Source organism: Nocardia sp. NPDC058244, assembly GCF_042882065.1.
Lineage (GTDB): Bacteria > Actinomycetota > Actinomycetes > Mycobacteriales > Mycobacteriaceae > Nocardia.
In genome coordinates, this window is sequence record NZ_JBHVWX010000008.1 from 192,794 (window position 1) to 207,588 (window position 14,795).

General features: G+C 70.3%; 18 protein-coding genes. 6 read left to right on the forward strand and 12 right to left on the reverse strand.

Features of this window, described 5'->3' with window-relative positions; all coding sequences use genetic code 11:
• Positions 1-6 precede the first annotated feature (6 nt).
• A complete protein-coding gene (gene rsgA / locus ACFVW6_RS25475; RefSeq protein WP_378825533.1) occupies positions 7-1,008 on the reverse strand; it encodes a ribosome small subunit-dependent GTPase A in 1,002 nt (333 codons plus the stop codon).
• Positions 1,005-2,315, reverse strand: a complete 1,311-nt coding sequence (gene aroA / locus ACFVW6_RS25480) for a 3-phosphoshikimate 1-carboxyvinyltransferase (protein WP_357343483.1) — start codon at positions 2,313-2,315, stop codon at positions 1,005-1,007. The genes rsgA and aroA overlap by 4 nt, the downstream gene beginning before the upstream one ends.
• Before the next feature lie 84 nt (positions 2,316-2,399).
• Between aroA and ACFVW6_RS25485 the strand changes: the two genes are divergently transcribed.
• Positions 2,400-3,173, forward strand: coding sequence for an SOS response-associated peptidase (locus ACFVW6_RS25485; protein ID WP_378823046.1), 774 nt, complete (start codon positions 2,400-2,402; stop codon positions 3,171-3,173).
• A gap of 64 nt (positions 3,174-3,237) precedes the next feature.
• On the opposite strand, the gene ACFVW6_RS25490 is transcribed toward ACFVW6_RS25485, so the two are convergent.
• Both ACFVW6_RS25490 and ybaK read right to left on the reverse strand, forming a co-directional pair.
• Positions 3,238-3,549, reverse strand: a complete 312-nt coding sequence (locus ACFVW6_RS25490) for a hypothetical protein (RefSeq protein WP_357343486.1) — start codon at positions 3,547-3,549, stop codon at positions 3,238-3,240.
• A 99-nt stretch (positions 3,550-3,648) separates the two neighbouring features.
• The gene (gene ybaK, locus ACFVW6_RS25495; RefSeq protein WP_357343488.1) at positions 3,649-4,140 is read right to left on the reverse strand and encodes a Cys-tRNA(Pro) deacylase; all 492 of its coding nucleotides are present in this window, start codon (positions 4,138-4,140) and stop codon (positions 3,649-3,651) included.
• Between the two features lie 132 nt (positions 4,141-4,272).
• Here ybaK and ACFVW6_RS25500 point away from each other — a divergent pair, with 132 nt between their 5' ends.
• Complete coding sequence (locus ACFVW6_RS25500) at positions 4,273-5,016, forward strand: sigma-70 family RNA polymerase sigma factor (RefSeq protein ID WP_355276080.1); 744 nt, start codon at positions 4,273-4,275, stop codon at positions 5,014-5,016.
• Positions 5,017-5,027: 11 nt separating this feature from the next.
• A complete protein-coding gene (gene rsrA / locus ACFVW6_RS25505; RefSeq protein WP_218718691.1) occupies positions 5,028-5,291 on the forward strand; it encodes a mycothiol system anti-sigma-R factor in 264 nt (87 codons plus the stop codon).
• A 67-nt stretch (positions 5,292-5,358) separates the two neighbouring features.
• On the opposite strand, the gene ACFVW6_RS25510 is transcribed toward rsrA, so the two are convergent.
• Complete coding sequence (locus ACFVW6_RS25510; RefSeq protein WP_110293457.1) at positions 5,359-5,433, reverse strand: 50S ribosomal protein bL37; 75 nt, start codon at positions 5,431-5,433, stop codon at positions 5,359-5,361.
• A gap of 146 nt (positions 5,434-5,579) precedes the next feature.
• Here ACFVW6_RS25510 and ACFVW6_RS25515 point away from each other — a divergent pair, with 146 nt between their 5' ends.
• The gene (locus ACFVW6_RS25515) at positions 5,580-5,795 is read left to right on the forward strand and encodes a biotin/lipoyl-binding carrier protein (RefSeq protein ID WP_189026708.1); all 216 of its coding nucleotides are present in this window, start codon (positions 5,580-5,582) and stop codon (positions 5,793-5,795) included.
• A gap of 31 nt (positions 5,796-5,826) precedes the next feature.
• On the forward strand, positions 5,827-7,341 hold the full coding sequence (locus ACFVW6_RS25520) for a histidine kinase N-terminal domain-containing protein (RefSeq protein WP_355276077.1): 1,515 nt from the start codon (positions 5,827-5,829) through the stop codon (positions 7,339-7,341).
• A gap of 111 nt (positions 7,342-7,452) precedes the next feature.
• Here ACFVW6_RS25520 and ACFVW6_RS25525 read toward each other — a convergent pair whose 3' ends face one another.
• Positions 7,453-7,707, reverse strand: a complete 255-nt coding sequence (locus ACFVW6_RS25525; RefSeq protein ID WP_022567051.1) for a WhiB family transcriptional regulator — start codon at positions 7,705-7,707, stop codon at positions 7,453-7,455.
• A gap of 252 nt (positions 7,708-7,959) precedes the next feature.
• Complete coding sequence (locus ACFVW6_RS25530) at positions 7,960-8,904, reverse strand: diacylglycerol/lipid kinase family protein (RefSeq protein WP_378823042.1); 945 nt, start codon at positions 8,902-8,904, stop codon at positions 7,960-7,962.
• 93 nt (positions 8,905-8,997) lie between these two features.
• Here ACFVW6_RS25530 and ACFVW6_RS25535 point away from each other — a divergent pair, with 93 nt between their 5' ends.
• Positions 8,998-9,453 (forward strand): hypothetical protein, encoded by a 456-nt coding sequence (locus ACFVW6_RS25535; RefSeq protein ID WP_378825531.1) that lies wholly within the window; start codon positions 8,998-9,000, stop codon positions 9,451-9,453.
• A 37-nt stretch (positions 9,454-9,490) separates the two neighbouring features.
• Here ACFVW6_RS25535 and ACFVW6_RS25540 read toward each other — a convergent pair whose 3' ends face one another.
• The 5 genes from ACFVW6_RS25540 to ACFVW6_RS25560 all read right to left on the reverse strand — a co-directional run bounded on the left by ACFVW6_RS25540 (position 9,491) and on the right by ACFVW6_RS25560 (position 14,568).
• Complete coding sequence (locus ACFVW6_RS25540) at positions 9,491-10,168, reverse strand: endonuclease V (protein ID WP_378823040.1); 678 nt, start codon at positions 10,166-10,168, stop codon at positions 9,491-9,493.
• 3 nt (positions 10,169-10,171) lie between these two features.
• Positions 10,172-10,651, reverse strand: coding sequence for a GNAT family N-acetyltransferase (locus ACFVW6_RS25545; protein WP_378823038.1), 480 nt, complete (start codon positions 10,649-10,651; stop codon positions 10,172-10,174).
• The gene (locus ACFVW6_RS25550; RefSeq protein WP_378823036.1) at positions 10,648-11,265 is read right to left on the reverse strand and encodes an acid phosphatase; all 618 of its coding nucleotides are present in this window, start codon (positions 11,263-11,265) and stop codon (positions 10,648-10,650) included. The genes ACFVW6_RS25545 and ACFVW6_RS25550 overlap by 4 nt, the downstream gene beginning before the upstream one ends.
• 36 nt (positions 11,266-11,301) lie before the next feature.
• The gene (locus ACFVW6_RS25555) at positions 11,302-12,540 is read right to left on the reverse strand and encodes a hypothetical protein (protein WP_378823034.1); all 1,239 of its coding nucleotides are present in this window, start codon (positions 12,538-12,540) and stop codon (positions 11,302-11,304) included.
• Between the two features lie 279 nt (positions 12,541-12,819).
• Entirely contained in the window at positions 12,820-14,568 is a 1,749-nt protein-coding gene (locus tag ACFVW6_RS25560) for a DEAD/DEAH box helicase (RefSeq protein WP_378823033.1), read from the reverse strand.
• Positions 14,569-14,795 lie beyond the last annotated feature (227 nt).

A 14,795-nucleotide genomic window follows, 5' to 3' on the forward strand; every position in this document is an offset into this window, starting at 1 on the left:
CGGTTGCTACCAGGTCTCGTTCGAGATCAGCGCGGTCAGCAGCTGACGAATCGCGGCGACCCGCCGCTCCGTGCCGGGGAGCTGGTCCAGCGCGCACTCCGGATCGGCGGGCGGACCCAGGTGGGTGCAGCCGCGCGGACAGTCCTCGATGGCGTCGGCCAGGTCGGTGAACGAGGCGATGACGTCGTCGGGCGTGATGTGGGCCAGCCCGAACGACCGCACGCCGGGGGTGTCGATCACCCAGCCACCCGCGGGCAGCGGGAGGGCCACCGACTGGGTGGACGTGTGCTTGCCCTTGCCCACCCCGGACACCTCGCCAACGGCCCGATAGGCATCGGGCACAAGACGATTCACCATCGTCGACTTGCCGACCCCGGAATGCCCGATCAGGGCGGTGAGCCGGTCGTCGAGCAGCTCCAGCACCGGCTCGATCGGATCGTCGATCCCGGCGTAGAGGATCTTCAGGTCCAGGCCATCGAAGGCGGTCGCGAATTCGGATTCGGCGACCAGATCGCGTTTGGTGAGCACCAGGATCGGTTCCAGCCCACCGGCGTACGCGGCCACCATGGCCCGCTCGACGAAACCGGTGCGCGGCGGCGGATCAGCCAGCGCGACCACGATGAACAACTGCTCGGCGTTGGCGACGACGATCCGCTCGAACGGATCGGTGTCGTCGGCGGTGCGCCGCAGCACGGTGCCCCGCTCGGCGACCCGCACGATCCGGGCGAGCGTGTCGGGCTTGCCGGTGAGATCGCCGACGACGTCGACCTGGTCGCCGACCACGATCGGGGTGCGGCCGAGTTCCCTGGCCCGCATGGCGACGATGCGCCGGTCGGCGTCACCGTCGAGCACACAGCCCCAGCGACCGCGGTCCACCGAGACCACCATGGCGGCCTCGGCGTCGTTGTGCTGCGGACGGGTCTTGGTGCGCGGACGCGAGGCCTTGCCCGGGCGGACCCGGACATCGGATTCGTCGTAGCTGGCTGCGGTACGGCCGCGGCGGCTCAGCGCGCCGCTCCCTCACCCGATAGGGCGGGGTCGAGCATCTGCTCCCACAGGGTGACGAAGGTCGGCAGCGTCTTGGCCGTCGTCCCGATGTCCTCGATCTCCACGCCGGGCACCCGCAGGCCCAGAATCGCGCCCGCGGTGGCCATCCGGTGGTCGGCGTAGGAGTGCCACTGTCCGCCGTGCAGCGGGGCGGGCACGATCTCGAGGCCGTCCTCGGTCTCGGTGACATCGCCACCGAGGCGGTTGATCTCGGTGGACAGCGCCGCGAGCCGGTCGGTCTCGTGGCCGCGCAGGTGCGCGATGCCGCGCAGGTGCGAGGGCGAGTCGGCCAGGGCGGCCAGCGCCGCCACGGTCGGGGTGAGCTCGCCGACGTCGTGCAGGTCGATGTCGATGCCGGCCAGGCGGCCGGGGCCGCGCACGGTGAGCACGCCGTCGAAGATGCGCGCCTCGGCGCCCATCCGGACCAGGATCTCGCGGATCACGTCACCGGGCTGGGTGGTGCCGCGCGGCCACATCGGGATGCTCACCTCGCCGCCGGTGACCGCCGCCGCGGCCAGGAACGGGGTGGCGTTGGACAGATCGGGCTCGATCTCCCAGTCGACCGCGCGGATCGGGCCCGGCTCCACGGTCCAGGTCTGCGCGCTGCGCGAGTCGGCGGGGGTGTGCACGGTCACGTCGGCGCGGCGCAGCATCTCCACCGTCATCTCGATGTGCGGCATGGACGGCAGCTGCTTGCCGTCGTGGTGGACGGTGATGCCCTCGTCGAAGCGGGCCGCCGAGAGCAGCAGACCGGAGACGAACTGCGAGGAGCCCGAGGCGTCGATGGTGACCGCGCCGCCGCGCAGGCTGCCGGTGCCGTGGACGACGAACGGCAGCGCGTCGCCGTCGACGTCGAGACCGAGCTTGCGCAGGGCGTCGAGGATGGTGGTCAGCGGGCGGGTCTTGGCCTGCTCGTCACCGAAGAAGGCGACGTCGCCGGTCGCCAGCGCGGCGGCGGGCGGCAGGAACCGCATGATGGTGCCCGCCAGGCCGCAGTCGACGGCGGCACTGCGCAGCGGCGCCGGGGTGACCTCGAGCGTCTCGGCGTCGCCGAGGATCTCGGTGCCCAGGCTCTGCAGCGCCTTGATCATCAGGTCGGTGTCGCGGCTGCGCAGCGCACCGGTGAGGGTGGACGGGCCATCGGCCAGTGCGGCCAGGATGAGCGCGCGATTGGTGATGGATTTCGAACCGGGCAGGGTCACGGTCGCGTGGACGGGGACCTCGATATGGGGCGCTGGCCAGAAACTCACCCGCCCATCTTCGCGCATGTGCGGTCCGGACACACGGGTGGTGTGGAATTCGGTGTGGTCGCGTCGCCGCCGGGTGTCGGTCCCCGGTGAGACGATGGCCGTATGTGCGGACGATATGCGACGACCACGAATCCGGGTCGGCTGGCGGCCGAACTCGACGCGATCGACGAGACCGATCTCGACGCGGACCAGCAGGAATCGGCGGTCAGCTACAACGTGGCCCCGACCAGTCAGGTGCTGACCGTGGTGGAGCGCCACGAGCACGGCGCCCCCGACGACGACCCGGCGCTGCGGGTCCGGCGCATGCGCTGGGGCCTGATCCCGGCCTGGACGAAGGCGGGCGAGCCCGGCAAGCCCGCCAAGGGCAAGCCGCTGTTCAACGCCCGCGCCGACCGGGCGGTCACCGCGCCGTCGTTCCGCGACGCCGCCAAGCACAAGCGCTGCCTGGTGCCGATGGACGGCTGGTACGAATGGCTGGTCGAATCCGCCCCGACGGAGAAGGGCAAGGCCGTCAAGCAGCCGTACTACATGGCGCACGCGGACGGGTCGCGGCTCTACATGGCCGGGCTGTGGTCGGTGTGGCGCGATCGGGACGTGCCCGACGCCGCGCCGCTGCTGTCGTGCACGATCCTCACCACCGACGCCATCGGTGACCTGGCGAAGATCCACGACCGGATGCCGCTGCCGATGCCGCGCGAGCACTGGGACGCCTGGCTCGATCCCGACCACCCGGCGCCGGCCGAGCTGCTCGCCGGTGCCTCGCCCGCCGAGGTGGCGGCGATCGTGGCGCGGCCGGTGTCGACCCTGGTCAACAGCGTGCGCAACAACGGGCCCGAGCTGCTCGACCCCGCCGCGGACGTGCCGAGCCTGTTCTAGTCCGGAGACGGAAAACGGCGGGGCCGGGCCGGCGCGCGCCGATCCGGCCCCGCCGTGTGCATCGTCAGAACTTGCACTTCACCGCGTCGGTGGCGATGTTCAAGCCGCACTTGACGATTCCGGTGGCCAGATCGATCAGCACGGTGGCGACCCCGCCGCCGAGCTTCTCCGCTTTCTCGGCCTTCTCGTCCTTCTCGGGCGCGGCCTGGGGGGAGTTCTTGGTGGTGCCGGGACCGTTGAGCGGGAAGTCGCTCGGGTCGGTCGGCGCGGACGGGGCCACCGGCGGGATCGCGGTGACGGGCGGGGCGAAGGCGACAGCGCCGAAGGTTAGGACAAGAGCACCGGACAGGGTGGCGATCGTCGAACGAGCGGACATTTCTCGCATCACATCCTCGGGTCGAATCGGTCGTACCGGGCGCGGACTGCGTCGCAGTGAATTCGGAACGAAACGCCGATCGGATGGCCGCGCGCCGCGCTAGGCGGTGATCGGGGCCGTGACGGCGGCCGCCGCGCGCACCAGGTCGGCCGGTGCCAGCTCGATCTCGAGGCCCCGCTTGCCCGCGCTGCACAGCACCCGGTCCCAGTCCAGCGCCGAGGCGTCGACGACGGTCGGCAGCTTCTTGCGCTGGCCCAGCGGGGAGACGCCACCGAGGACGTAGCCCGTGGTGCGCTCGGCCTTGGTCTTGTCGGCCATGCCCGCCTTCGGCGCGCCCAGCGCCGCGGCGGCCGCCTTCAGCGAGAGTTTGGCCGGTACCGGCAGCACCGCGACGGCCAGCGCGCCGGTCGACAGTTCGATCACCAGCGTCTTGAAGATCTGCGCGGCCGCGACGCCCAGTTCGCCGCCGAGCGCGTCGACGGCCTCGTCGCCGAAGGACTCCGCCCGCGGATCGTGGGCGTAGGCGTGGACCCGGTGGGCGATGCCCGCACCGGTGAGGACCTTGATCGCGGGAGTCGACGCGGCTGCCATGAGCGTCACCCTAACCACGCGGGTGCCCCGCTGGGCAAACACATTTCCGCCGGCCCGGGAACACGGATGCGGGGGTGCCTGTTGCACACAAGTGACAAGCCCACCCGCCGCCGAACTCGCGAAGGAGAGATAGTGACACTGCTGCTCGAGGAGCGTCCTGTCTCGCCGCAGGGTGCGCGATTGCCTTTCGAATCCGTGGTGCCGGTAGATTCGGCTACTACGGCGATCGAAGGGATTGGTGTGACGAGCGACGATGACGTGGTGCCTGCCGAGGCGTCCGGCTCGGAAGTCGACGAAGCCGAGCTGGCTGCGCGGTTCGAGCGCGATGCGCTCCCGATGCTGGATCAGCTCTACGGCGCCGCTCTGCGCATGACCAGGAACCCGGCCGATGCCGAGGACCTGGTGCAGGAGACGTACGTGAAGGCGTTCCAGGGGTTCAAGTCCTTCAAGGAGGGCACCAACCTGCGGGCCTGGCTCTACCGGATCCTGACCAATACCTACATCAACTCCTACCGCAAGAAACAGCGCCAGCCCGCGCAGTACCCGACCGACGAGATCACCGACTGGCAGCTCGCGGCCACCGCCGAGCACTCCTCGACGGGCCTGCGCTCGGCCGAGGTGGAGGCGCTCGACGCCCTGCCCGACGACGAGATCAAGGCCGCGCTGCAGCAGTTGCCGGAGGAGTTCCGGATGGCGGTGTATTACGCCGATGTCGAGGGTTTCCCGTATAAGGAAATCGCCGACATCATGGGCACCCCGATCGGTACCGTGATGTCCCGGCTGCACCGCGGCCGCAAGCAGCTCAAGGGTTTGCTCGCCGACGTGGCGCGCGAACGTGGATTCGACCGTGGGGAACGCCAGGAGGTTACGAAGTGAGCGACCCCGACATGGAGATGGACTGCACGGCGGTACTGGCCGACGTGTGGCTCATGCTCGACGGCGAATGCGATCAGGCCACCCGGGACCGGCTCCAGGAGCACATGGACCACTGCAGTCCGTGCATCGAGGCCTACGGCATCGAGGAGAAGATCAAGGGCCTGCTCAGCCGCAAATGTGGTGGTGAGCACGCTCCGGAGGGGCTGCGCGACCGGCTCAAGCTGGAGATCCACCGGTCGATCACGGTCACCAGGATCGAGACCACCGAGGGCTGAACGCCCGGGTCAGGACACAGAAAAGGGGCACCCGACGGGTGCCCCTTTTCTGTACTCCGAGCGCAGCTCAGGAGTTGGGCCGCTTGCCGTGGTTGGCTGCGTTGCCCTTGCGGCTGCGCTTCTTACGTCCACGCTTACCCATAGGTAGCTCCCTTCTCTGGGTCCTCCCCGCCGGAGCGCGGAGCACGATCTGATCGACAGCCATTGTTTCATGTGTGATTGGCTGTAGCTTCGGCGGATACGGCCATCGCGAATCGCGGTGGCCGAACGACTAGTGAACGGGGTGCCATGCCTGAAGAAGTGCGCGCGGAGATGGTCTCGACCGTGCTCGCTGTCGAGGTCGCGGTGGGCGAGCATGTGCGGGTCGATCAGACCCTGGTGCTGCTCGAGTCCATGAAGATGGAGATCCCGGTGCTCACCGAGGTCGAAGGTGACGTCACCTCGATCGATGTGGCGCCCGGACAGGTCCTCCAGGCGGGCGACCTGATCGCCACCATCGCCTGACCCGCACCCGGAAGCGAAGCGTAGATCCACCGTGGCAACTCTGAGCGAGTTACTGGCCGAACACACCGACCTACCCGGCATCGCCGTCGACCATCTGCAGCGGGTGGTGGGTGACTGGCAGTTGCTCGCCGACCTCTCGTTCTCGGACCTGCTGCTGTGGGTCGGCGCCGGACCGGTCGCCGAGGGCGCCGACGTCGTGTGCGTCGCCCAGATCCGCCCGACGACGGCACCGACGGTGCACCTGGACGACAAGGTCAGCACCACGGCCTCCCGGACCGACTTCCCACAGGTCTTCGACGCCCTGCTGACCGGCGAGACGGCGCGGACCGACAGCGAGGTCGAGGTCAGCGCGGTCTATCACCCCAGCCCGGTGCACGCGATCCGGGAGGCGATCCCGGTGCGCTGCGGCGAGGACGTGATCGCGGTGCTGAGCCGCGACTCCGATCTGCAGCGGTCCCGGGTCCGCAGCACGCTGGAGACGGCGTACGTCTCCTGCGCCGACGACCTGTGCCAGATGATCGCCGACGGCAGTTTCCCCACCCCGGAGGACCGTGCGGCGACGCACTCCAGCCCGCGCGCCGGCGACGGCTTCATCCGGCTCGACACCGAGGGCATCGTCGTCTACGCGAGCCCGAACGCGCTCTCGGCGTATCACCGGATGGGCATGCAGGCCGACCTGGTCGGCCAGGATCTCGCCGTCACCACCCGCTCGCTGATCACCGACCCGTTCGACGCGCAGGAAGTGGTGGCCGACATCCAGGCCGCGCTGGCCGGGCGCACCGGCCGCCGGATGGAGGTCGAGGCGCGCGGCGCGACCGTGCTGCTGCGCACGCTGGTGCTGCGGCCGGGCGGCGAACTGGCCGGGCCCGCGGTGCTCGTGCGCGACGTCACCGAGGTGAAGCGGCGCGACCGCGCGCTGCTGAGCAAGGACGCGACGATCCGCGAGATCCACCATCGGGTGAAGAACAATCTGCAGACCGTGGCGGCGCTGCTGCGCTTGCAGGCGCGCCGCACCGAGAACCCGGAAGCCCAAGTGGCGCTGACGGAATCGGTGCGCCGGGTGACCAGTATCGCCTCGGTGCACGAGATGCTGTCGATGTCGGTGGACGAAGAGGTCGACCTCGACGAGGTCGTGGACCGGCTGCTGCCGATCATGGCCGATGTGGCCACGGTGCACACCGCGCGGATCAAGGTCCGCCGGGCGGGCTCGCTCGGGGTGTTCTCCGCCGAGCGGGCGACCCCGCTGGTGATGGTGCTGACCGAACTGGTGCAGAACGCGATCGAGCACGCCTTCGACGCGGGGCAGAACGGTACCGTGACGATTCGGTCGGAACGGTCGGCCCGCTGGCTCGACGTGATCATCAGCGACGACGGCCGTGGCCTGCCCGCGGGGTTCAGTCTGGAGGGTTCCGACCGCCTGGGCCTGCAGATCGTGCGGACCCTGGTGACCTCGGAACTCGGTGGTTCGATCGGTCTGCATCCCGGTGCCGACGTGGGCACCGACGCGGTGCTGCGGGTCCCGCTGGGCCGCCGCTCCGGACGATAGGAAGTCCGAAAACCGCTGTAGGGCAACAATAAACCCGGCACCGCGAGGTGCCGGGTTCTCACATGCGTTACCGGGCCGGGCTGAATGGCCCGGCAACGCCTCCTTCGTCGACTAGACGGAGGTACGCGTACGGGTGCGCGCGTTGCGCCGCTTGAGCGCGCGACGCTCGTCTTCGCTCATTCCACCCCACACGCCGGCATCCTGTCCGGACTTCAGGGCCCACGACAGGCAATCGGCAGTGACGGGGCAGCGGGCGCAGACCAGCTTGGCATCGGCAATCTGCGCGAGCGCAGGACCACTGTTACCCACCGGGAAGAACAGCTCGGGGTCCTCGTCGCGACAGATGGCCTTGTGGCGCCAGTCCATTCCTCTGCTCCTTTGCGCGGGCGCCACAAAGGGCACCTCTGGTTAGTGGATCGTTCACTTGTGCGACTCGAATGTTTCCGCACGGTTGCTTGTGAATGCTTTCACGAACACCGTAGATGTCAATAGGTGTCCGGCGCACCGTGGGGGAGATCACGCTCTAAGGTGCCCGCAGGGGGAACCCGCCCGGTCCTTTGTACTCGCGTCTCCTGGTTTTCGCAGCGCAACCGGGAGATTTTTCCGCGTGTCCGGAGCTCAGGAGGGCTTGGGCGCCACCACATCGAGGATGCCGGGCACCGATGTGAAATGCACCATCTTGCGTTTTCCGATGAAGTCGCCATCGATTTGCAGGCCGATCTCCTCGGGCGTCTCGATGTGCACGGACGGCACGTCGTCGACCCGGAAAAGCGTGTCCGACTTGGGGTTTCCATTCTCGGCCAGCAACTGTCTGGCAAGCAGCAGGGTGCGGGTCACACTCATCGAACGGACCGCGAACACCCCGAGGCCGGATTCGAAGGTCGTGCCGGGATTGGTGCGAATCGGGCGGTCCTCGAGATAGGTCCACGGACTCGAATTCGTGACGAAGGCGTAATACACCTCATCGACCGGATCGTGTCCCGGGACCTCGACGGTGACGCGCGGATCCTCGCGCCGGGCGCGGAAGAACTGGCGCACCGTGGTCCGCAGATAGCGGGCGGGCGTGGCCTTGCGGCCCTTCGCCCTGGCGACATCGATCGCCTCGCACACATCGGCGTCCAGACCGACGCCCGCGCTGAAAGTGAACCACCGATCGTCGGCCAGCCCGAGCCCGATCCGGCGGTCCGCGTCGCGGCCGAGCAGATCGATGAGCTGGTTGGTAGCGGTGACCGGATCGGGGGAGATGCCGAGGGCGCGGGCGAAGACGTTGGCCGAGCCGCCGGGGATGATGCCGAGGCGCGGTCGCCAGACCTGATCGTCGCCCACCTGGGGCACCGGCAGGAAGCCGTTGATGGTCTCGTTGACCGTCCCATCGCCACCGTGCACGACGATCAGGTCCATCTCCTGCGTGGATGCCCACTGGGCCAGTTCGGCCGCGTGGCCGCGATGCTGGGTGTGCGCAACGGTCAGCTGGGTCCGGCTCTCCAGGGCATGGGCGAGCAGATCCCGGGTCGCCGGGGTGGTCGAGGTGGCATTCGGGTTGACGATGAGCAGCGTCCGCACGATGTCGAGGGTAATGGGAGGGCGTGAACACCCGGCGCGCGCCGGGCCACCACGACAGCTCGTCGTAGGCTGGGGGCCGTGGCGGAGCAGGACGTGACAGACAGCGGCGAACAGCGTGACGGCGAACCGGTGCCGACCGGCATTCCGGCGTCGATCCGGGTGGCGGGCGCCCTGGTGACCCTCGAGGGTCTGGCCGGCGTCGGCACCGCGGTCGTGCTGGTGGTGCGCGCGCTGACCGGCCACGACCAGTCGGTGGCCAGCGGCGTCGGCACCGCGATGTGGTTCGGCGTGCTGTTCGGTGGCGTGCTCGCCGCGGGCATCGGCCTGCTGCGCGGCAAGCGCTGGGGGCGCGCGATCGCCGTCATCGCCCAGGTGCTGCTGCTGCCGGTCGCGTGGTCGCTGCTGACCGACTCGCACCAGCCGCTGTGGGGCACCCTGCTGGCGATCATCTCGCTCGGCGGCCTGGCCGCGCTGTTCGCCCCCGCGTCGAGCCGGTTCATGGCACAGGACTACGGCGAGCTCCCCGACCCCGAGCACAGGGACGCGTAGCACTCAGGCTGACCCTGAGCAGCGGGACGCGTAGCGCTCAGCCCGTCGCCGCGCGCAGTGCCGCCCGGCACAGGTGGTCGGCCCTGCGGGTGGTCTCCGGTTGCCGGAAGCCCCGGGTGAGGGCGAGCACCTGCGCGCAGGCGGTGTCGAGGTCGATCAGATGGCCGACCGAGACGAACAGCGGCTTCACCTCGTCGCGGGTCCGCAACGCGCGCCCGACCACCTCGCCGTCGATGGTGACGTCGGTGGCGTCGCCGCGGCGCGGGCCGGGTTCGGTGTACTCGCCCCACACCGATTTGGCGACACCGATGGTGGGAATTCCGGCCAGCAATCCGACGTGACAGGCCAGCCCGAAACGGCGCGGATGCGCGCGGCCCTGGGCGTCGCAGACGAGCAGATCCGGGGTGCCGGTGAGTTTCTCCAGGGCCGCGACGGTGGCCGGGAGTTCCCGGAACGCGAGCAATCCCGGCACATAGGGAAATGTCGAGATTCCGTGCGCCACCGCGGATTCCACCGGTTCCAGGGTGGCGATATCGAGAATTACCGCCGCGGTCGCGACGGTGCCGTCCTCGGCGTAGGCCGAATCAATTCCCGCGGCGGTCGAGAAACGCGCCGGCTCGGGGTTTTCCGCGCGCACCAGCGGGCGCAGTTCGTCCTGGAGCGCGGTCGCCTCCTCGGGCGTGCGCGGCCAGGCGCGGGGCGCGTCGATCCGCACGGCTCAGCGCACGGTCGCGGCCAGCGCCGACAGTTCGTCGCCGGCGAGCCGGTAGCCGATCCACTCGTCCTGCGGTGCGGCGCCGAGAGCTTCGTAGAACGCGATCGACGGTGTGTTCCAGGTGAGCACCGACCACGACACCCGGCTGTACCCGTGCGCGACCGCCTCGGCCGCCAGCGCGGCGACCAGCGCGCGCCCGAGCCCGGTGCCGCGCGTCTCCGGCCGCACGTACAGATCCTCCAGATAGATCCCGTGCACCCCGTCCCAGGTGGAGTAGTTCAGGAACCAGATCGCGCACCCGACCACCACCCCGTCGAGCTCGGCGACATGGGCGAACAGCGCTGGCGCGGGCCCGAACAGCGCGGTATCGAGCTGTTCGACGGTCAGCGTGCACTCCGCGGGCGCCTTCTCGTACTCGGCCAGCTCGTGCACGAGCTCGACCATCGTGGCGACATCGGCGGGGGTGGCGCGGCGCACGCTCATCGGGCGGCTCCTTCGATGGGTTCGGTGCGGGTGGTGAGGTTGTGGCCCCAGACGGTGTGGGCGTCGTGGTCGTAGCCGAGTTCGGTGATCGCGCCGGTCGACAGGGCGAAGCGGCGGCCCTCGGTGACGGCGAATTCGGCCCAGCGGGCGATCAGGACGCGGGAGAAGTGGCCGTGGCCGACCAGGACGACATCGCGGTCGGCCAGTACCGGTTCGACCCGGGCCAGGACCCGGTCGGCCCGTGCGCCCACCTGCTCGGCGTTCTCGCCGCCGGGGACGGGGGCGGTCCACACCGTCCAGCCGGGCACGGTGTCGCGGATCTGGACGGTCGTCAGGCCCTCGTAGTCGCCGTAGTCCCATTCGGCGAGGTCGTCGTCGATCGCGGCGTGCGTGAGCCCGGCCAGTTCGGCGGTCTGCCTGGCGCGCAGGCGGGGGCTGGTGAAGACCAGCGGATCGCGCAGGTCGAGCGATTTCAGTACCAGTCCGGCCGAGCGCGCCTGGGCCTCGCCGAGCGGGGTCAGCGGCAGATCGGTGTGGCTGGTGTGCCGTCGCTGACTGGACCAGGTGGTTTCGCCGTGGCGCAGCAGGACCAGCCGGACGTCGGAAGTGGACATGGGTCCATCATGGCAGGCGCCGCCACGGCGGCAGCGTCAGCCGAGGGCGTAGAGCTGTCCGCCGCGCCGTTCGAAGACCGTCGGGCCGAGGACCGCGGTGGAGATGGTGTCGCCCTGGTAGTCGGTGCGCTGCAGCGGGATGCGGGCGACCGTCTCGCCGTTGGCGGTGTCCACCGCGATCAGCCCGTCGGCGACCGGGACGAGCAGCCTGCCCGCCATCAGCGCGGGCGTGCCGAGCGCGTCGCGGACCGTCCAGACCGGCTGTAAAGTGTTCGCGCTCAGGGCGATCAGGCTGTCGCCGGTGAAGACGTAGATCGCCGAACCGAGCCGGGTCACGGTGGTCGTGCGCGGGTTCCACGGCGCGGCCAGCTGGTGCACCGCGATCTCGTTGCCGGTGCCGTCGTGCACGGCGATCCGGGCGGGCAGGCCGAGGCCGGTCGCCGTCGCCGGGGTGGGCGGGTAGTAGACGGCGGTCTTGTTGTCCGACACCGCGATCACGCGGACCTCGGGGGAGTCCGCGCCGGGCGCGGTGAGCACCCGCGAGCCGTACTCCTCCGGGTCGGTCGATTCCTTCGGCGCCGGATTGAGCACGGTCAGCCGGGCGGTCATGTCGGCGGGGCAGCGCTCGAGCACCGACAGGCGCGAGGAACTCGACGCGGCCGAGGTCAGCGCGCAGCCGGTGCGCGGCTGGGTGTTCGGGTTCACCGGGGCGTCGACGTAGCCGAACTCGAGGGTGCGCACCAGGTCCGAGCGCCACATCTCCAGCCGGTCGGGACCGAGGGCCAGCAGGTAGGTGCCGTCGCCGGTGACCCGGATCTCGTCGTCCATGTAGCTGCTGCGCGCCACCTTGCGCGCGCCGGTGTCGGACTCGAGCATGGTGGTCTGGCTGCAACCGCGCTGATCGCGATAGGTGGCGATGACGGTGCCGAACTGGGACTCCACCGCACACAGCGGCATGTCGCGGCGATACCACCACAGCTGCTCGCCGCTCACCGGGTCCCGGCCGCTGACGGTGCCCGCGTCGCCGGTCACCACGACATTGCCGGAGGTCAGGGCCCGGCTGCTCGCCGTGTCGGCCGCGTGCCAGCGTTCGCTGAGGGTGGCGGGGAGTTGCGTCGCCGCGGTCACCGTCGGCGCGGGCGAGGCCGCGGTGACCGAATCGGTCCCGGTGGCGTCGGCCCGCGCCCACACCACGATCGCCGCCAGCACGAGGGTGACGGCGATCGCTGCTGCGGCAAAGATATCGGCGCGCGTCCGCCGCTCGGGTGCGAGCACACAGGCGAGTGTATTCGGCGTGCCATGGCACCCGAGTCCACCACCCCTGGTGGCCTGCTCGCGTATGCGGCGCCGTCGTCCGCGCGCAGGTGCCTGACCAGGAGCCCGGCGGGCACGTCGACCGCTCCGGTCCCGAAGGGGGAGAGGGGCGCTCGGCGTGGCGTGCGCGCCGGGCATCCAGGTCGGCGGGCTGCCGGGGGTGAGTCCGGCCGGGGTGACAGGCGAAGACGCGACCGCCCCCGGCCCGTGCGGGCAGGGGGCGGTCGAGGTGTTTCCGCGTCAGGCGTCGACGGTCACCGGGCTGTCGGCCGTCGCCGGGCTGTCGGCGGCGGATTCGGCCGGCTTGCGCCGACGACGGCGCCTGGCGGGCTTGGCGTCGGCGGGCGCGTCACCGGAGGTGGCGGACTCGGCGGCGGTGTCGCCGGACGTGGCCGACTCGGTGGGTGTGTCGCCCGTGGTGGCCGGAGCCGCCTCGGTGGCGGTCGCCTCGCCCGACTCGGCGGGCTTGCGGCGACGGCGGCGACGGCGGGCGGGCTTGTCGCCCTCGGCGTCGTCGGCCGGGGCCGACTCGTCGGCGGCGGTGTCGGACGTGGCCGACTCGGTGGCCGGGGCATCGGCCTTGCCGCCCCTGGTGCGGCGACGGCTCCTGGTCGACTTGGGCCGCTCGGTGCGCTCCTCGACGACGTCGCCCTCCTCGCGGACCGGCTTCGGCTTGCGGATGACGCCGGTGACGCCCTCCGGGATGCCGAGATCGGTGTAGAGGTGCGGCGAGCGCGAGTAGGTCTCGGCCGGGTCGGGGATGCCGAGGCCCAGCGCCTTGTCGATCGACTCCCAGCGATGCAGCTCGTCCCAGTCGATCAGGGTGATCGCGACACCGGTGCGGCCGGCGCGGCCGGTGCGGCCGATCCGGTGCACGTAGGTCTTCTCGTCCTCGGGGCACTGGTAGTTGATGACGTGGGTGACGTCGTCGATGTCGATACCGCGCGCGGCGACATCGGTGGCGACGAGCACGTCGATGCTGCCCTTGCGGAACTTGGTCAGCGCCTTCTCGCGGGCGATCTGGCCCAGGTCGCCGTGCACGGCGCCGACCGCGAAACCGCGCTCGGCCAGGTCGTCGGCCACCTTCTGCGCGGTCCGCTTGGTGCGGGTGAAGATCATCGTGGCGCCGCGGCTCTCGGCCTGCAGCACGCGCGCGACCAGCTCGCTCTTGTCCAGCGCGTGCGCGCGGTAGACGAACTGCGCGGTGCGATCGTGCACCGCCGAGTCGCTGGCCTCCTCGGCCCTGATGTGGGTCGGGCGGGTGAGGAAGGTGCGGGCCAGGGTGATGATCGGGCCCGGCATGGTCGCCGAGAACAGCATGGTCTGGCGGGCGTCGGGGACCATCGACAGGATGCGCTCGATGTCGGGCAGGAAGCCCAGGTCGAGCATCTCGTCGGCCTCGTCCAGGACCAGCACGCCGATCTTGCCGAGGATCAGGTGGTTCTGGTTGGCCAGATCGAGCAGGCGGCCGGGGGTGCCGACGACCACGTCGACGCCGTCGCGCAGCGCGGCGATCTGGGTGTCGTACGGGCGGCCACCGTAGATGGCGGCGACCTTCAGCGGGCCCTGGTGGTTGGTCAGGTACTTGCTCGCGTTCTCCAGGTCCTTGGTGACCTGGATGCACAGCTCGCGCGTCGGCACGATGACCAGGGCGCGCGGGGTGCCGTCGAGCGGGGTGGTGCCGGTGTCGGCGGTGGCGATGCGGTGCAGCAGCGGCACACCGAAACCGAAGGTCTTGCCCATGCCGGTGCGGGCCTGACCGATGAGATCCTCGCCGGCCAGCGCCAGCGGCAGGGTCAGTTCCTGAATCGCGAAGGTGCGTTCGATCCCGATCTCGCCGAGCGCGCGCACGATTTCTTCGCGCACGCCCAATTCGGCGAAACTCGGCGGGATGTGGGTGTTGTCCAGTTCGGCCGTCAGGAGAGTGTCGGTCAAACCGGGTTCCTGTTCGACAGTGATCTTGCTCAGGGTTCGTGCCTTCCTCGTCATTGCATCTCGCACGCACGAGGTGGGGCGGGCCGGTCGGCCCGCGACGACCACATATCCGCCTGTGATATTCACCGGGCCTGCACCGAGCGCTATCGCGTCATCGGCGCGGCACATCGGTGATGCGGATTCGGTGCGCGCACATTTTCCGTGGACATCGCCGCCGTCCGCCCGCGCTGAACGCCGGTGGAGCGCAGCGCCCGCGAGAGCGGGAGAGTCGCGCCCGCAGG